Origin of the sequence: Kocuria sp. CH-021, assembly GCF_049716185.1 — a bacterium.
Taxonomy (GTDB): Bacteria; Actinomycetota; Actinomycetes; order Actinomycetales; family Micrococcaceae; genus Kocuria; species Kocuria cellulosilytica.
Window position 1 is genome coordinate 37,982 of record NZ_JBNAFK010000014.1, and the last position, 15,370, is coordinate 53,351.

Annotated in this window: 14 protein-coding genes; 6 read left to right on the top strand and 8 right to left on the bottom strand. The window is 71.3% G+C overall.

The features are described 5' to 3' along the window. Positions 1-127: 127 nt before the first annotated feature. From ACPYN7_RS12080 to ACPYN7_RS12095, 4 genes are all read left to right on the top strand, one after another. On the top strand, positions 128-1,588 hold the full coding sequence (locus ACPYN7_RS12080) for a hypothetical protein (protein WP_424347812.1): 1,461 nt from the start codon (positions 128-130) through the stop codon (positions 1,586-1,588). Positions 1,589-1,720: 132 nt separating this feature from the next. Continuing rightward, positions 1,721-2,752 (top strand): thioredoxin-disulfide reductase, encoded by a 1,032-nt coding sequence (trxB, locus tag ACPYN7_RS12085; protein WP_424347813.1) that lies wholly within the window; start codon positions 1,721-1,723, stop codon positions 2,750-2,752. Between the two features lie 133 nt (positions 2,753-2,885). After that, entirely contained in the window at positions 2,886-3,221 is a 336-nt protein-coding gene (gene trxA, locus ACPYN7_RS12090) for a thioredoxin (RefSeq protein ID WP_058873284.1), read from the top strand. Between the two features lie 118 nt (positions 3,222-3,339). Further along, complete coding sequence (locus ACPYN7_RS12095; RefSeq protein ID WP_424347814.1) at positions 3,340-4,548, top strand: peptidoglycan-binding protein; 1,209 nt, start codon at positions 3,340-3,342, stop codon at positions 4,546-4,548. Between the two features lie 85 nt (positions 4,549-4,633). Here ACPYN7_RS12095 and ACPYN7_RS12100 read toward each other — a convergent pair whose 3' ends face one another. The 8 genes from ACPYN7_RS12100 to rpmH all read right to left on the bottom strand — a co-directional run bounded on the left by ACPYN7_RS12100 (position 4,634) and on the right by rpmH (position 11,359). Continuing rightward, entirely contained in the window at positions 4,634-6,025 is a 1,392-nt protein-coding gene (locus ACPYN7_RS12100) for a ParB/RepB/Spo0J family partition protein (RefSeq protein ID WP_424347815.1), read from the bottom strand. 623 nt (positions 6,026-6,648) lie between these two features. Next, positions 6,649-7,545 (bottom strand): ParA family protein, encoded by an 897-nt coding sequence (locus ACPYN7_RS12105; protein WP_424347816.1) that lies wholly within the window; start codon positions 7,543-7,545, stop codon positions 6,649-6,651. A gap of 324 nt (positions 7,546-7,869) precedes the next feature. Further along, positions 7,870-8,541, bottom strand: coding sequence for a 16S rRNA (guanine(527)-N(7))-methyltransferase RsmG (rsmG, locus tag ACPYN7_RS12110; protein ID WP_424347817.1), 672 nt, complete (start codon positions 8,539-8,541; stop codon positions 7,870-7,872). Further along, positions 8,541-9,200, bottom strand: a complete 660-nt coding sequence (locus tag ACPYN7_RS12115) for a protein jag (protein WP_424347818.1) — start codon at positions 9,198-9,200, stop codon at positions 8,541-8,543. The genes rsmG and ACPYN7_RS12115 overlap by 1 nt, the downstream gene beginning before the upstream one ends. An 85-nt stretch (positions 9,201-9,285) precedes the next feature. Beyond that, complete coding sequence (yidC, locus tag ACPYN7_RS12120; protein ID WP_058873290.1) at positions 9,286-10,272, bottom strand: membrane protein insertase YidC; 987 nt, start codon at positions 10,270-10,272, stop codon at positions 9,286-9,288. After that, positions 10,269-10,709 (bottom strand): membrane protein insertion efficiency factor YidD, encoded by a 441-nt coding sequence (gene yidD / locus ACPYN7_RS12125; protein WP_424347819.1) that lies wholly within the window; start codon positions 10,707-10,709, stop codon positions 10,269-10,271. Before yidD ends, yidC begins: the two co-directional genes overlap by 4 nt. Next, the gene (gene rnpA, locus ACPYN7_RS12130) at positions 10,706-11,119 is read right to left on the bottom strand and encodes a ribonuclease P protein component (protein ID WP_058873292.1); all 414 of its coding nucleotides are present in this window, start codon (positions 11,117-11,119) and stop codon (positions 10,706-10,708) included. The genes yidD and rnpA overlap by 4 nt, the downstream gene beginning before the upstream one ends. A gap of 102 nt (positions 11,120-11,221) precedes the next feature. After that, a complete protein-coding gene (rpmH, locus tag ACPYN7_RS12135; protein WP_019181680.1) occupies positions 11,222-11,359 on the bottom strand; it encodes a 50S ribosomal protein L34 in 138 nt (45 codons plus the stop codon). A gap of 658 nt (positions 11,360-12,017) precedes the next feature. Between rpmH and dnaA the strand changes: the two genes are divergently transcribed. Both dnaA and dnaN read left to right on the top strand, forming a co-directional pair. Continuing rightward, positions 12,018-13,601, top strand: coding sequence for a chromosomal replication initiator protein DnaA (gene dnaA / locus ACPYN7_RS12140; protein WP_058873380.1), 1,584 nt, complete (start codon positions 12,018-12,020; stop codon positions 13,599-13,601). A gap of 630 nt (positions 13,602-14,231) precedes the next feature. Then, positions 14,232-15,356 carry a DNA polymerase III subunit beta gene (gene dnaN / locus ACPYN7_RS12145; protein WP_058873293.1) on the top strand — a complete coding sequence of 375 codons (1,125 nt, stop codon included), beginning with the start codon at positions 14,232-14,234 and terminating at the stop codon, positions 15,354-15,356. The last annotated feature ends 14 nt before the right edge of the window (positions 15,357-15,370 follow it).

Consider the following 15,370-nt stretch of genomic DNA (forward strand, 5'->3'; position numbering starts at 1 on the left):
GCGCCGGGACCGGTAAGGTGCTGAGTGGTCGGCGACGTGGGTCAGGAACACCCCTTCTGCCCCGCCGGCCACCCCCGCCCGCGAATTCCGGCCCCCTCCGCGAATTCCCGACCCCCAGGGAGCCAACGTGCCCGCACCGATGAAGCTCGGTTCCGTCCTCGGCGGCCGCTACAAGGTCGTCTCCGACGTGCTGGCCACCGCCGAGGGCGACCACGTGCTCGAGGGACAGGACCAGATCCTCGGCCGCCGCGTCTCGATCCTGCTGCCCGCCGAGCGGCACACGTCCCTGCTGGTGGAGAACGCCCGCTCCATGGCCAACGGCAGCATCGGCGCCCCCTTCCAGATCCTGGACCTCGGCCAGGCGGAGGCGCACACCTACCTCGTGACCTCGTACACCCCGGCCGCGGACATGCTGGACTCCCTGCTCGTGGAGCCGGACGAGGTCGAGGACGAGTCCCTCAGCGACGACATCTTCGGGGCCCCGCGCGGCGGCGGCACCGGCTCCTACGTGTACGAGGAGCCCGCCCCCACCAGCCCGGCGCCCGTGGTCGCGACCGAGCCCTCCGACGACCTGGGCGGCGCGGCGCCCCAGCCCAAGGTCACCCGGTGGCGGGACGACGACTCGTACGACGACGCCGCGCCCGCGCCCTCGGTGCGCACCCGGCTCGGTCGGCCCGTGCGGGTCAGCGCCACCTCGACCCGGTCCACGCTCTTCGACCGGGCGGCGGCGAGCGGCACCGCGGCCTCGGCCGTCCGCACCGCCGGGACGGACATCGATCCCGGCTACGACGGCGACAACCGCTACGACAGCTACGAGAGCGCCGAGAGCTTCGAGAGCTACCGCAGCGCGGCCCCGGGCACCGCCCCCCGCCCGGAGGAGCCCGCCGCGGCCGCACCGCCGCGGAAGGAGGACACCGCGCCGCAGACCCGGAAGGGCGGCAGCGGCCTGCTGCTGCTCCTGGTCCTGCTCCTGGCCCTGCTGGTCGGCGCCGTGGTGTTCAGCTTCGACCGGCTGGGCGGGCTCTTCGCCGGGGCGGACGCCCCCGAGCCGGCCGTGAGCGCGCCCGCGGAGGAGCAGGCAGCGCAGGAGGAGCCGCGGCCGAGCCCCGAGCCGGAGGCCCCGGCCGCCGAGCCGGAGCCCCGTGCCGTCACCCGAGTGGTGCCCACCGACCCGGGCTTCATGGCCGACCAGGACGCCCAGCTGGGCCAGACGATCGACGGCAACCCGTCCACCTTCTGGATCAGCTACGGGTTCTCCGACCAGAACTTCGGCAACCAGACCCCGAGCGTGGGCCTGGCGGTCCAGCTCGAGGAGCCCGCACCGGTGGAGACCCTGCAGCTCGACCAGTCGTCCGGGTCGGGCGGGATGTTCGACGTGTACGTCAACGACGCCCCGAGCCTGGACGGCGCCGAGCAGGTGGCCTCCGGCTCCTTCACCGGCCCGGAGATCACCGTTCCGCTCTCGGCGGCGGCCCGGGACGGGGAGCACGAGTACGTGATCGTGAACTGGACGCAGCTGCCGCAGCTGACGAATCCCATCGCAGGGTTCGACCACGGCCTGCGGATCGGCGAGATCCAGCTCGGCTGAGGCCTCCGGTCCCCCGCCGGGCCCGGCACGGCGGGCCCGGCACCGGAATATCCGCCGTGCACGCCCCGTTGTGCCAGTGGTCCCTGCGGTCGGCGTGCCCGGCCGCTCCCTGTACGGAAGGTCTGCAGAACAGTGAGCCCCGACTTCGGTCCCGTGATCAACGCCCTGAACCTCGCCCCCTCGACCGGCGAGCCGACGGCCCCCGCGGACGACGGGACCGTCCACGAGGTGATCATCGTGGGGTCCGGCCCCGCCGGGTACACCGCAGCGGTCTACGCCGCGCGCGCCGACCTCCACCCCATCGTGTTCGCCGGGTCCGTGACCGCCGGCGGCGAGCTGATGAACACGACCGAGGTCGAGAACTACCCGGGATTCATCGACGGCATCCAGGGCCCGGAGCTGATGTCGAACATGCAGCAGCAGGCGGAGCGCTTCGGCGCCGACATCCGCTACGAGGACGTCGTGGCCCTCGAGCTCGAGGGCGAGATCAAGACCGTGACCCTCGAGGACGGTTCCGTGCACCGCGCCCACGCCGTGATCCTCGCGACCGGCTCCGCGTACCGCGAGCTCGGCCTGCCGGACGAGAAGCGGCTCTCCGGGCACGGCGTGAGCTGGTGCGCCACCTGCGACGGCTTCTTCTTCAAGGAGCAGCACATCGCGGTGGTGGGCGGCGGCGACTCCGCGCTGGAGGAGGCCACGTTCCTCTCCCGCTTCGCCTCCAAGGTCACCATCATCCACCGGCGGGACAGCTTCCGCGCCTCCGAGATCATGCAGCAGCGCGCCTTCGAGGACCCCAAGATCGAGGTCCTGTGGAACGCCGAGGTCGTGGGCATCAACGGGGAGGAGAAGGTCCGCTCCGTGACCGTGCGCGACACGGAGTCCAAGCAGACCACGGAGCTGCCCGTGACCGGCCTGTTCGTCGCCATCGGCTCCGATCCTCGCACCGCCCTGGTCGCGGACCAGCTGGAGCTGACCGTGGACGGCACCATCGCGGTGGACGGCCGCAGCTCCACCACGAGCCTCGCCGGGGTCTTCGCGGCCGGCGACGTCGTGGACGCCACCTACCGCCAGGCCATCACGGCGGCGGGCTCCGGGTGCGTCGCCGCCGTCGACGCCGAGCACTACCTCGCCGCCCTGCACGACCGCTCGGTCCTGCACAGCTGAGCCGGCCCGTCCCGGGACGCACGGCGCCCCGGCCGGCATGGGTCATAATCGAACCAGTTCCGCCTCCCGCACGTTCCACCCAGAGCGGCCAGGGCCCGCAGACCGCAGGTCCCCCGCCCGGACAAGGAGAAACATGAGCGCCGCCAAGAACGTCACCGACGCAGACTTCCGCACCGAGGTCCTCGAGTCGGACAAGCCCGTCATCGTCGACTTCTGGGCCGAGTGGTGCGGCCCCTGCCGCATGGTCGGCCCGGTCCTCGACGCGATCGCCGCCGAGCACGCGGACGCCGTCGAGGTCGTCAAGCTCAACGTGGACGAGAACCCCGCCGTGGCGTCCCAGTACGGCATCACCTCGATCCCGGCCATCTACCTCTTCTCCGGCGGCGAGGTGGTCAAGAAGGCCATCGGCGCGAAGCCGAAGAGCGCCCTCGAGAAGGAGTTCGCCGACTACCTCGTCGCCGGGAACTGAACGGTTCCTCCGACATCCTCCTCGGCACCGCGGCCTCGTCCGCCCCTCCCCCGCTGGGGAGGGGCGGACGAGCCGTCGTCCTGGCACCCCGCCGACCCTTCCGACCCGTGGGACACCCGTGAACAACGACGAGACCGAACCGATGCTGCGCCGGACCATGACGAGCCGGCGGGTGGTGAGCCTGCGGGAACGACTGCTGCGGGCCGGCGTCACCGTGGCCTATCTCGCGCCGCAGGACGTCAACAACCCCTCCTACTTCGACGACCACGTCGACGCCGCCGTGCGCGCGTTCCAGCAGGAGCGCGGGCTGATCGTCGACGGCCTGGTGGGCCCGGAGACGGACCGGTGCCTCAACGAGGCGCAGTACGCCCTCGGTGACCGGCCGCTCTACGCGGACGACGACCGCCCGCTCCGGGGCGACGACGTCAACCAGCTTCAGCACAACCTTTCCCGGTTGGGTTTCTACTACGGGCACCTGAACGGCGTCTTCAGCAGCAGCACGCACCACGCGGTCACGGAGCTCCAGCAGAGCCTCGGCCTGCCGGCCACCGGAGTGGTGGACCGGGAGACCATTGCGGCCCTGGCCCGGATCAACAAGAACATCACTTCGTCCAAGGCCTTCTCGCTGCGCGAGTACCACCGCCTCGAGCGGGCCACCTCCGCCCTGCGCGGCCGCTCCGTGGTGCTCGTCCCCTCCGGCGCCGCCGGGCAGCAGCCGCCGGCCTCCGCCGCCGCGGACTTCCGGGAGCGCGCCGACGGGATCACCCGTGACGTCGCCCTCCGCGCCTTCGAGCTGCTGCGCGAGATCGGTGCCGACCCCGTGGTCGTCTCCCCCGGCCAGGACCTCCGCGACCGCCGCGGCGAGCCGGTGCGGACCGCCGCCTCGGCCCAGGAGGTCGTCGCCGGGGGCCGCTCGGACTCCGTGGTGGTCACCCTGCACTGCGACTGGAACGCCTCCCCCGCCGCCGGCGGGGTCGCCTCGTACTACTGGGGCGAGCAGGACCGATCGGAGATCTACTCCCCCATCGGCGAACGCGCCGCGGTGCTCGTGCTCAAGGAGATGGTGGCCCGGACCGGAGCCCTCGACCTCGGCACGCACGCCCGGCAGTGGGACCTGCTGAGGTCGCAGGACGCCCCCACCATCTGGCTCGACCTCGGCTATCTCTCGAACCCTGCCGATCGTGCGGCCCTCGGCGACTCCGAGCACCGGAGCCACCTGGCCGAGGCGGTCGTCTTCGGGCTGCAGCGGATGTTCCTGCTGGCCGAGGACGACGTCCCGACGGGCACCATGAGCGTGGACGACGTCGCCGAGTACAACGGCCGCTGACGCCGGCTCCTGCCGGCCGGCCGCCACGGTGTGCGAGAGCCCCGATGTTCCACGTGGAACATCGGGGCTCTGGCGTACGGAGGTGCTAGTTGCGCTCGATCCCCGGATCCAGCACCTCGATGATGCGGTTCAGGTCCTCCACCGAGGCGAACTCGATGGTCATCTTCCCCTTGCGCGCGCCCAGGGCGATCCGCACGCTCGTGTCCAGCCGGTCGGAGAAGGCGTCCGCGATGTAGTCCAGCCGCTCCTTGTGCCGCCCGGCCGGGGCCGGCGTCCGCTGCGGCTTGCGCTCCCCCGTTCCCGCCAGCTGGACCGCCTCCTCGGTGGCCCGCACGGACAGGCCCTCGGCCACGATCCGCTGCGCGAGCCGTTCCATCTCCGCAGGTTCCGCGAGGGAGAGCAGGGCTCGGGCGTGTCCTGACGAGAGCACACCGGCCGCGACCCGGCGCTGGACGAGGGGCGGCAGCCGGAGCAGGCGGATCGTGTTGCTGATCTGCGGGCGCGAGCGGCCGATGCGGCGGGACAGCTCCTCCTGCGTGGTGCCGAACTCCTCCAGCAGCTGCTGGTAGGCGGCAGCCTCCTCGAGCGGGTTCAGCTGGCTGCGATGCAGGTTCTCGAGCAGGGCGTCCCGCAGGAGCTCGTCGTCCGCCGTCTCCCGCACGATCGCCGGGATGGTCGCCAGCCCGGCACGCTGAGTGGCCCGCCAGCGGCGCTCACCCATGACCAGCTCGTAGGACTGCTCGCCGCCCTCACGGCTCGAGCGCACCACGATGGGCTGCAGCACGCCCAGCTCGCCGATCGAGTACGCCAGCTCCGCGAGCTCCTCCTCGTCGAACACCTGACGCGGCTGCTTGCGGTTGGGGTGGATCGAGGCGACGGGGATCTCCGCGAAGGTGGCCCCGGGCACTGCGGCCAGCTCCTCGGCCCCCGCGTCCGTTTCACGTGAAACATCCTCGGTCCGGGTCCGGCCGGACGTTGCCGGGCCATTATCGGCCGAGGCGGTCGAGGCAGGCGAGTTCGTCGGGTCCGCCGGGTCCGCCGCACCGCCGGAGGCCGGGGTGGCCGGTTCCGGTGCTTCGGCGCCCTCGTTTCCGGGAGCGTTTTCGGCCGGGCCCTCCGGGGCGCGGGAGCTCGAGTCGGTCTCGAGTTCGGCCGGGATCTCCGACGTCGACCGTTCCGTGCCGCTCTTCCCCGCACGGGAACGCCGGGCCGGGCCCTGCCGACCGGCGGCCTGGTCGGCGGACGCGGCCGTTCCACGTGAAACATCCGCCGAAGCGTCCGTGGCAGCAGTCTCGCTCGGGGCCTCGGTGGCCGTCGTCTCGGTCGCGGCCGCGGGCTCCGGCGTCGGACCGGCAGGTGCCGATGCGGCGCCGTCACCCTCGGGCGTGGCGCCGGACGGCAGGAAGAACATGTCGGACGGCCGGCTCACGAGCGTGGTGTTGCGCAGGGCCTCGCCCATGTCCATCCGCGCCTTCATGGCCTTCTGCCGTGCTGCCGGGCTGACGGTCCGCCCGCGTCCGCCGGCTGCCGGGCGCTTGGGCCCGCCGGTCGGCTCGGCCGGCTCCGGCGCCTCGTCCCCGGACGACTGTCGCGGTTCTTCCGAGGCCGGCTTCCGCGTGCTGCTGTCCGCCCTGCCGCCGCTCGCCCGGCGGGGAGATTCTCCGGACCTCGGATCCTTGTCCGCCGTGCCGGCGTCCGCGGGGGAGACGTCCTCCGGTGTCGGCGCAGTCGTGGTCGCTGGCGTTTCACGTGAAACACGCGTCGTCCCGCCGACGGGGGGAGCGGTCTCGGAGCCGGCCGGCGGGGTCGGGGGAGTGCCGGCGCCCGGTTCCTCCCGCTCGGCGGTCTCCGCCGCGGGCGCGCTCGGAATGAGCGCCCCCAGTCCTCGACCCAGACCACGTCGTCGTTCGCTCACGGTGTTCCTCTCCTTCGCCCGGCAATCCGGACAATTCTAGCGGAGCAGCACCGTCCCGCGTGCCGTTCCACGTGGAACGGCGCGACGCCCGCGGTCCCGTCCGGGGACAGCACGACGCCCGCCTCCGGGAGGAGGCGGGCGTCGGGCGGGGAACGGGCGGGGGGACCCGGACAGGGGTGCCCGGGTCAGCGCTGGGGTCGCTGAGCGATCTCGGCGGCGGCCTCCAGATAGGACAGGGCACCCGTGGAACTCGGGTCGTAGCTGATGACGCTCTGCTGGTAGCTGGGCGCCTCGGAGATCCGCACCGACCGGGGGATCATGGTCTCCAGGACCTCCGCGGGGAAGTGGTTGCGCACCTCGTCGGCCACCTGGGAGGCGAGGTTGGTGCGGCCGTCGTACATGGTCAGCAGGATGGTCGAGACCGACAGCTCCGGGTTCAGGTGCTTCTGGATCATCTCGATGTTCTTCAGCAGCTGGCTGAGCCCCTCGAGCGCGTAGTACTCGCACTGGATGGGGATGAGCACCTCGGTGGCCGCGACGAACGCGTTGAGCGTGAGCAGTCCGAGGCTCGGTGGGCAGTCGATGAAGACGTAGTCCAGCCGCGGCAGGCCGTCCGTCTCCCGCTGGCGGGCGTAGGCCTCGATCGCACGGCTGAGCCGGTGCTCGCGCGCGACCATGGAGACGAGCTCGATCTCCGCGCCGGCCAGGTCGATGGTGGCGGGGACCACCCACAGGTTCTCCGCCTCGGCGGAGGGCTTCACCACGTCGGCGATGGGCATCTCGTCGATGAGGACGTCGTACGTGCTGTCGACCTCGGAGCTGTGCTCCACGCCGAGAGCAGTCGACGCGTTCCCCTGGGGATCGTTGTCGATCACGAGCACGTTCTGCCCCTGCCGGGCCAGCGCCACAGCGAGGTTCACCGACGTGCTGGTCTTGCCCACGCCGCCCTTCTGGTTGCTGATCGTGAAGATCCGCGTTGCGGCGGGCTTCTCCAGCTGGACCTTCTTCAGCCTGGCGCGTCGCCTGGTCTCCTCCACGAGCTTCCTCCCCAGCGGCGTGTCCTCCGCCATCGTTGTGGTCATCTTGGGCAGCTGTCCGTCCGTTTCACGTGAAACACGAGTACCCCGGTCCGGAACAACCTTGATCGATTGATCAAGGGGATCGGGGGGGAACTCGGCGTCGAAGCCTCGGGGACTTCCCGCGCCGTCGTCGATCGGCATCTGACTGCGCACCTTCCCGGTTCGTCTCGAACTCGTTCCGTCGGAGCACGTCTCCCATGGGGGAGAGGTGCCTGGGGCCGCACCGCAGGTCAGGAAGCCCTCGACCCGGGGCCGAGCGCGGCGCCCCGCCCGTGGCACACTCCGCCCAGCCTACCGCCGCCGCCGGACGTCACCGGCGGCGCCGCGTCAGAGCCGGACCCGGACCACCGTGGTCGGCTCCTCGAGCAGTTCCTGCCCGGCCGTCACGATCTCGGTGGACCGGGCGCCCAGCCGGTCCAGCTTCTTCTGCGCCCTGCGCACCTCGTCCGCCGCCGACCGTCCCTTGAGGGCGAGGAGCTCGCCCGTGCCCCGCAGCAGCGGCAGGGTGATGTCCACGAGACCCACCAGCGCCGACACCGCCCGGGCCGTGACCACGTCCACCTCGCCGACCTCCTCCTTGGCCTGCTCCGCTCGGGCGCGCAGCACCCGCACGTTGCTGAGCCCCAGGTCGGCCACGACCTCGTCGAGCCACTGGACGCGCCGCTCCAGCGGCTCGATGAGCGTGATCCGCAGATCGGGGCGCGCCAGGGCGAGGCAGAGTCCGGGCAGTCCGGCGCCCGAGCCCACGTCCGCCACCCGGGCGTCCTGCGGGATGCACTCCTCCACCACGGCGCAGTTGAGCACGTGGCGGCTCCAGAGCCGCGGCACCTCACGCGGGCCGATGAGCCCCCGGACGATGCCCGAGGACGCCAGGTGCGCCACGTAGTGCTCGGCCAGCGGCAGCCGCTCGCCGAACAGCCGCTCGGCGGCGCGCCGCTCCCGGGCGTCCGGAAGCGGCGGGTCCTGCGGGGCGGGGGAGGGGCGCCGGTCCTCGGCCATCAGCCCTGCGGGACGGACACGACGATGTGCCGTGCCGCCCCCTCGCCCTCGGACTCGCTGACGAGCCCCTGCTCGGCGACCACGTCGTGCACGATCTTGCGCTCGTAGGCCGAGAGCGGATCGAGGTGCACGCGCTCCCCGGACTGCCGGGCCTCGCGCACGGCGGAGAGCGCCAGGTCCTGGAGCTCGTCCGCCCGGCGGCGGCGGTAGCCGCCGATGTCGAGGACGAGCCGGGACCGGCGGTCGGTGGCGGCGAGGACGGCGAGCCGCAGCAGCTCCTGGAGGGCCTCGAGGACCTCCCCGTCCGCACCGACCAGCACCGCGAGTCCCTCGTCGTCGTCCCCGTCGGCCACGACCGACAGGTAGGTGCGGCCGTCGCGGACCTCGATGTCGATGTCGCCGTCGAGGTCGGCCGTGTCGAGCAGCTCCTCGAGGTAGTCGGCGGCGATCTCGCCCTCCTCCTCGAGCGGGTCGGCCGCGGCGCCGTCCTCGGCGCCGCTGTCGGCGGGCTCCTGCCCGGCCTCCGGCCGGCCGGCGTCCCGCGCCCCCGGCTCCTGCGCGGAAGCGCTCTCCGTCCGCGCGCCGCGCTCGGCGTCGTCGGCCGGCACGGGGTGCTGCACGTCGTCGGCGTCCTGGGTGGTCTGCCGGATGTCGGTCATGTCGTCTCCTGGGGCCGTGGAAGCACGGGGCCGGTCGTGCCGGTCCCGTGCGGGGCGGGGGTCGAGCCGGATCGACCGGCGGGGGTCATCGTGCCTGTTTGCGCTTCGCCTGCTGCTTCTGACGCTTCTTGCCGACGGGCTGCTGACGCTGTCCCGCGGCGGCACGGGCGCGCTGCTCCTCGACCTCGGCCTCGTGCTCCTCCTGCGTCTTGCCGAGCGGGGGGAGACCCTTGGCGGCGCGGCGCTCGTTGAGCTCCTGCTCGGCCTGCGAACCCGGCGTGGGGTTGTTGCGGATGACCCACCACTGCTGGCCCATGGACCAGAGGTTGGAGACGGTCCAGTAGATGAGGACGCCGATGGGGAAGTTGATGCCGCCGATCGCGAAGACCAGGGGGAACAGGTACAGCATCATCTGCTGCTGGCGGTACATGGGGGAGGCCTTGGCGGTCTCGCTCATGTTCTTGGCCGTCAGCTGCTTCTGCGTGAAGAACTGCGAGGCGGACATCGCGATGATCATCACGATCGCCAGGAGGATCGTGGCCACGTGGTTGCCGTCGCCCGGGTTGAGCAGCGTGGAGAACAGCGGGGCGCCGAAGAAGGTCGCCTCGTTGAAGGACTCCACGGTCGCGGCGTCCAGGACGTGCACTCCCTCGCCCGCCGCCGCGGAGCCCGGAACACCGTTGAGGACCTGGAACAGGCCGAAGAAGATCGGCATCTGCACCAGGATGGGCAGGCAGGCGGAGAACGGGTTGGAGCCGTGGCTCTTGTACAGCTCCATCTGCTCCTGGGCCATGGCCTGCCGGGACAGCTGGTCCTTCTTGCCCTTGTACTTGGCCTGCAGCTTCGCCATCTCCGGCTGCAGCTCCTGCATGCCGCGCATGGACTTGATCTGCTTGAGGAACAGCGGGATGGTCAGCGTGCGCATGACCAGGGTCAGGCCCACGATGCACAGCACCCAGGTGATGCCGGCGGCGGGGTCCATCCCGATGGCGGTGAGCAGCTCGTGGAACACCCACAGCACGGCGGAGACGACCCACCTGAAGGGGAAGAGGATCATTTCGAACAGGTTCATGGGGAAGGCTCTCCTTGGGCCGTGGGACCGGTGTCCCCGGCGGGGTGGTGCTGGTGGCGCTCGGCAAGGGTGGGATGGTTCAGCAGGACGATCCGGGGAAGGGACGCGAAGTCGGGGAAGACCCGGCCGCCGTCCGGGACCCTGTCGATCCCACCCGCCGCCCAGGGATGGCAGCGGAGGAGCCTGCGGACGCTGAGGCCCAGGCCGCGCACGGCGCCGTGCACCGTGACGGACTCGAGCGCGTAGGCCGAGCAGGAGGGGAAGTACCGGCAGACGTCCCCGTACAGGGGGGAGACGATGGTCCGGTAGAGCTTGAGGCCCGCGATGAGCGCGTTCTGCGGCAGGAACCAGAGGACCTGCCACGCCGACGCCGGGCGGACGAACTCGTGGGGAGCCGCCGCGAGGAGGTCCTCGGGTGCGTGAGCGTGCTCGCTCATGACTCCGGCTCCTCCCGTGCGGGTCGTCGGTCTTCTGCGGTGGTGCTCGCCCCGGCGGCCCCGGGGAGCCCGGCCCGCGCGGAGGCCGTCCGCCACGCCTTCGCGTAGTCGGCGGCCAGCTCCGCCCAGTCCGCGCGCGAGGCGGGCGGCAGTGCGCGCACCACGACGTCGTAACCGTACGGCGCCTGCCTGACCGTGGTCTGGGCGAGCTCCCGGAGGCGCCGCTTGACCTTGTTGCGGCGCACGGCGTTGCCCACGGCCTTCGAGACGACGAACCCGAACCGGGCCGGCGCACCCTCGTCGGTGGGACGCACATAGACGACGACGTTCCGGCGCCCGTTGCGGGCGCCGGAACGCGTGGTGGCCGAGAACTGGACCGAGGTCCGGATCCGGTGCTGGTCAGGCAGCACGGTCCCGCTCCTGCCGGTCCGGCCGTTCAGGCGGCTCCGGCACGACGACGACCGCCCGTCGCGGGGCGGTCGTCGGGAGCGCCGGCGCCGACACGGGCCGGCTCAGGCGGAGAGCTCGGTGCGGCCCTTGCTGCGGCGGGCGGCGAGGATGGCGCGACCGGCGCGGGTGCGCATCCGGGCACGGAAGCCGTGCTTCTTGGCGCGACGGCGGTTATTCGGCTGAAAAGTCCGCTTGCTCACTGGTTACTCCAAAGGCGTCAGGGTGTGCGCCCGTCCTCGTGCTCGCCGCACCGGGTTCGGGGCGGACGAGACGGACGGTCACAGCGGTGCTGGTGGATGCGTCCGAGCATGCGGATGGGCATGACGGTGGACACAAAAGACTGTCTCACCCTAGACAACGGGCAGGGACCGGTCAAATCCGCAGTGGGTGGCCACAGGCCCCGGCGCCGGATCGCGGGGAGCGGGACTGCCGGGGAGGACGCGGTATCGGGAGCTGTTCGGTGCTGGAACGGGCGCCGGGACGCCCGGTGCCGCTGTGCAGTGCACATCCTACCCACAGCTGTGCACGGATCTTTCTCACATCCTGTGGAAAACCGGTCCCGCTCCCGCCGCGGAACGGCGCGGATCGGGGCCCGAACTACACACCTGTAGTTCCCGGAGGGCCTGAAAAACGGCTATGAACTGGTCTGACGCATGTTCTAGGCTGGCACTCGCGGCTGGCCCCCGACAGCTTTTCCACCGTTGTGAACAACGCTGTGGACAAGATCCCCGCCGAGGGGCCGGGACGATCCGTCCACCGCCTCGTCATCCCGACGACATCTCGACGACAGCAGGAGTACGTGTGGGCACGCAGGACAATCAGGCGCTCAGTGCGCAGTGGGCGGAATGCGTGCAGTACATGTACGAGGACCCCATGACCACGGGGCGCTACCGGGGGTTCATCTCCCTGGCGCAGCCCCAGGGCCTCATCGGCACCACGCTGCTCGTCGCGGTCCCCAACGAGCTGACCCGCGAGTTCTTCCAGAACCAGATGGCGTCCGTGCTCCGGTCCTCCGTGGGCCGCGCCTTCAGCCCCGAGACGCTCGTGGCCTTCGTCGTGGACGCCGACCTCGAGACCGCTCCCGCGCCGGAGCCCGGCGCCGCGGCGCCGGGTGCGGCGCTGCCCCCGATCAGCGAGCTCGAGGCGGAGCGCAACCGCACCGACCTGCCCGCCCGGGCCGACCACGCCGACACCGCCGACACGGTGGGCGTCGACCGGCGGACCGCGGGCCTCGACCAGCTGCCCGTGGGGCTCGCGGCTCCGGCCGCGGAGCCGGCGTCCCGCTCCGGCCTGGGCACCGCCGACCGGACCCTGCCCCCGCCGCGGGACCCGCAGGCCGCCCCGCCCCGCCGGCCCGTGCAGGACACCGGCACCGCCCCGGCCGTGGTGGGGGAGTGGGACAGCTCCGCACGGCTGAACCCTAAGTACGTCTTCGACTCGTTCGTGATCGGCCAGTCCAACCGGTTCGCCCACGCCGCGGCGTTCGCGGTGGCCGAGACGCCGGCCAAGGCCTACAACCCCCTCTTCATCTACGGGGAGTCCGGCCTGGGCAAGACCCACCTGCTCCACGCGATCGGCCACTACGCCAAGCGCCTCTACCCGCAGGTGCGGGTGCGGTACGTGAACTCGGAGGAGTTCACCAACGACTTCATCAACTCGATCCGCGACGACGAGGGCTCCTCCTTCAAGGAGATCTACCGCAACGTGGACATGCTGCTGATCGACGACATCCAGTTCCTCGCGGGCAAGGAGCACACGCAGGAGGAGTTCTTCCACACCTTCAACGCGCTGCACAACCACGAGAAGCAGATCGTGATCACCTCCGACATGCCGCCCAAGCAGCTCACCGGCTTCGCCGAGCGGATGCGCTCCCGCTTCGAGTGGGGCCTGATCACCGACGTGCAGCCGCCGGAGCTCGAGACGCGCATCGCGATCCTGCGCAAGAAGGCCACCAGCGAGGGCATGGACGCCCCTGACGACGTGCTCGAGTACATCGCCTCCCACATCTCCACCAACATCCGCGAGCTCGAGGGCGCCCTGATCCGGGTCACCGCGTTCGCCTCGCTGAACAAGCAGTCGGTGGACCTGCCCCTGGCCGAGCTGGTGCTCAAGGACCTCATCACCGACGACGGGGCGCAGGAGATCACCGCCGCCTCGATCCTGGCCCAGACCGCGGTCTACTTCGACATCAGCCTCGAGGAGCTCAAGAGCAAGTCCCGCACCCGCACCCTGGTCACCGCCCGGCAGATCGCGATGTACCTGCTGCGCGAGCTCACGGACATGTCCCTGCCGAAGATCGGCCAGGAGCTCGGCGGGCGCGACCACACCACGGTGATGCACGCGGACCGCAAGATCCGCACGCTGATGGCCGAACGCCGGCAGATCTTCAACCAGGTCACCGAGCTCACCAACCGGATCAAGCAGCAGCAGCGCGAGGGCTGACCCCCCCCTCCTCAGCTCCGAAAGTGGCCCGGCGGACTCCCGCCGGGCCACTTTCGTGTAGTTCGTCCACAGGCCCGGGCCGCGGCATCCCGAGCCCGGGCGGACCGTTCTGCACAGAAGATCCGCCCTTGTGGAGCGCCTGTGCACAGGACAGAACCCACACCTGTGGATAAAATTGTGGAATTCCCGCTCCGAGCGGTGGAGAACCTCGGTACAAGTCGGGGGAGGGCTGTGGAACCCGCGGAAACGCGCGGATCTCGTCCACCGGCACCCGGCCTTCCTGTGGTCCGCGAACCACAGGAAGTCAACAGGCACCCGCCGCCCGGGAGCTGGCCGGGAGGCAGTTATCCACAGATTCCACAGCGGTTATTAACACTCCCGTCCTTAAAGAGAGATCCGGCCAAACAACAAGAATCCTGGAGCTCCGACCCCGTCCGGGCCGTTCCGGACGGCCGAACCACAAGAACGCCGCCACGGGACGGCCGAATGGCCGTCCTGTGAAACGGACCGATACGATGCAGAGGGCGAAGACACCGTCCGCACCGCTGCACCCGGCGGCGCAGCCGGCACCGGTTCCTGCGGAACCGTGGCTCCGCCCTCCTGGCTCACACTGAAAGGCAGCAACCTCTCGTGAAGTTCTCCGTCGAACGCGATGTTCTCGCCGAGGCCGTCACCTGGACCGCACGGTCCCTCTCTCCTCGGCCCCCGGTCCCCGTGCTGTCCGGCCTGCTCATCCGTGCGGAGGGCGGTTCGCTGTCCATCGCGAGCTTCGACTACGAGATCTCGGCACGGCTGTCGATCAGCGCCGACGTCCAGGAGGAGGGCACCACCCTCGTCTCCGGCCGTCTGCTCGCGGACATCTGCCGCTCCCTGCCCTCCGCCCCGGTCGAGGTGCACGCCGACGAGGGCAAGGTGACCCTGACCTGCCGGTCCTCCCGGTTCAACCTCGCGGCCATGCCTGTGGGCGACTACCCCGAGCTCCCCGCGCTGCCGGACGTCTCCGGCGTGGTGGCCGGCGACGAGTTCGCCCACGCCGTGGCCCAGGTCAACATCGCCGCGAGCAAGGACGACACCCTGCCGATCCTCACCGGCGTCCGGGTGGAGATCGAGGGCGAGAAGATGACGCTGCTCGCCACGGACCGCTACCGGCTCGCGATGCGCGAGCTCACCTGGCGGCCCAGCGCCCAGGACATCTCGACGGCCGCCCTGATCAAGGCCCGCACCCTCAACGACATCGCCAAGACCCTCGGCCCGGCCGGTGACATCAACATCGCGCTGTCCGACTCCGCGGAGCTCGTCGGCTTCGAGTCCGGCGGCCGCCGCACCACGAGCCTGCTCATCGACGGCGAGTACCCCAAGATCCGCTCGCTGTTCCCGGAGCACACGCCGATCACCGCGGCGGTGCGCACCACCGAGCTCGTCGAGGCCGTCCGGCGCGTCTCGCTCGTGGCCGAGCGCAACACCCCCGTGCGCCTGGCCTTCACCCAGGGACAGGTGGCCCTGGACGCCGGGACCGGCGAGGACGCCCAGGCCTCGGAGGTCCTCGACGCGCACCTCACCGGCGACGACATCACCGTGGCCTTCAACCCGACGTACCTGTCCGAGGGCCTGCACGCCTTCGACTCCGACTACGTCCGGTTCTCGTTCACCGCCCCGCCCAAGCCGGCCGTGCTCTCCGCCCAGGCCGAGCCCGAGGGCGAGGACAAGGACGACTACAAGTACTTGCTCATGCCGGTCCGGCTCCCCAGCCAGTGACCGGCCGGCCCGGA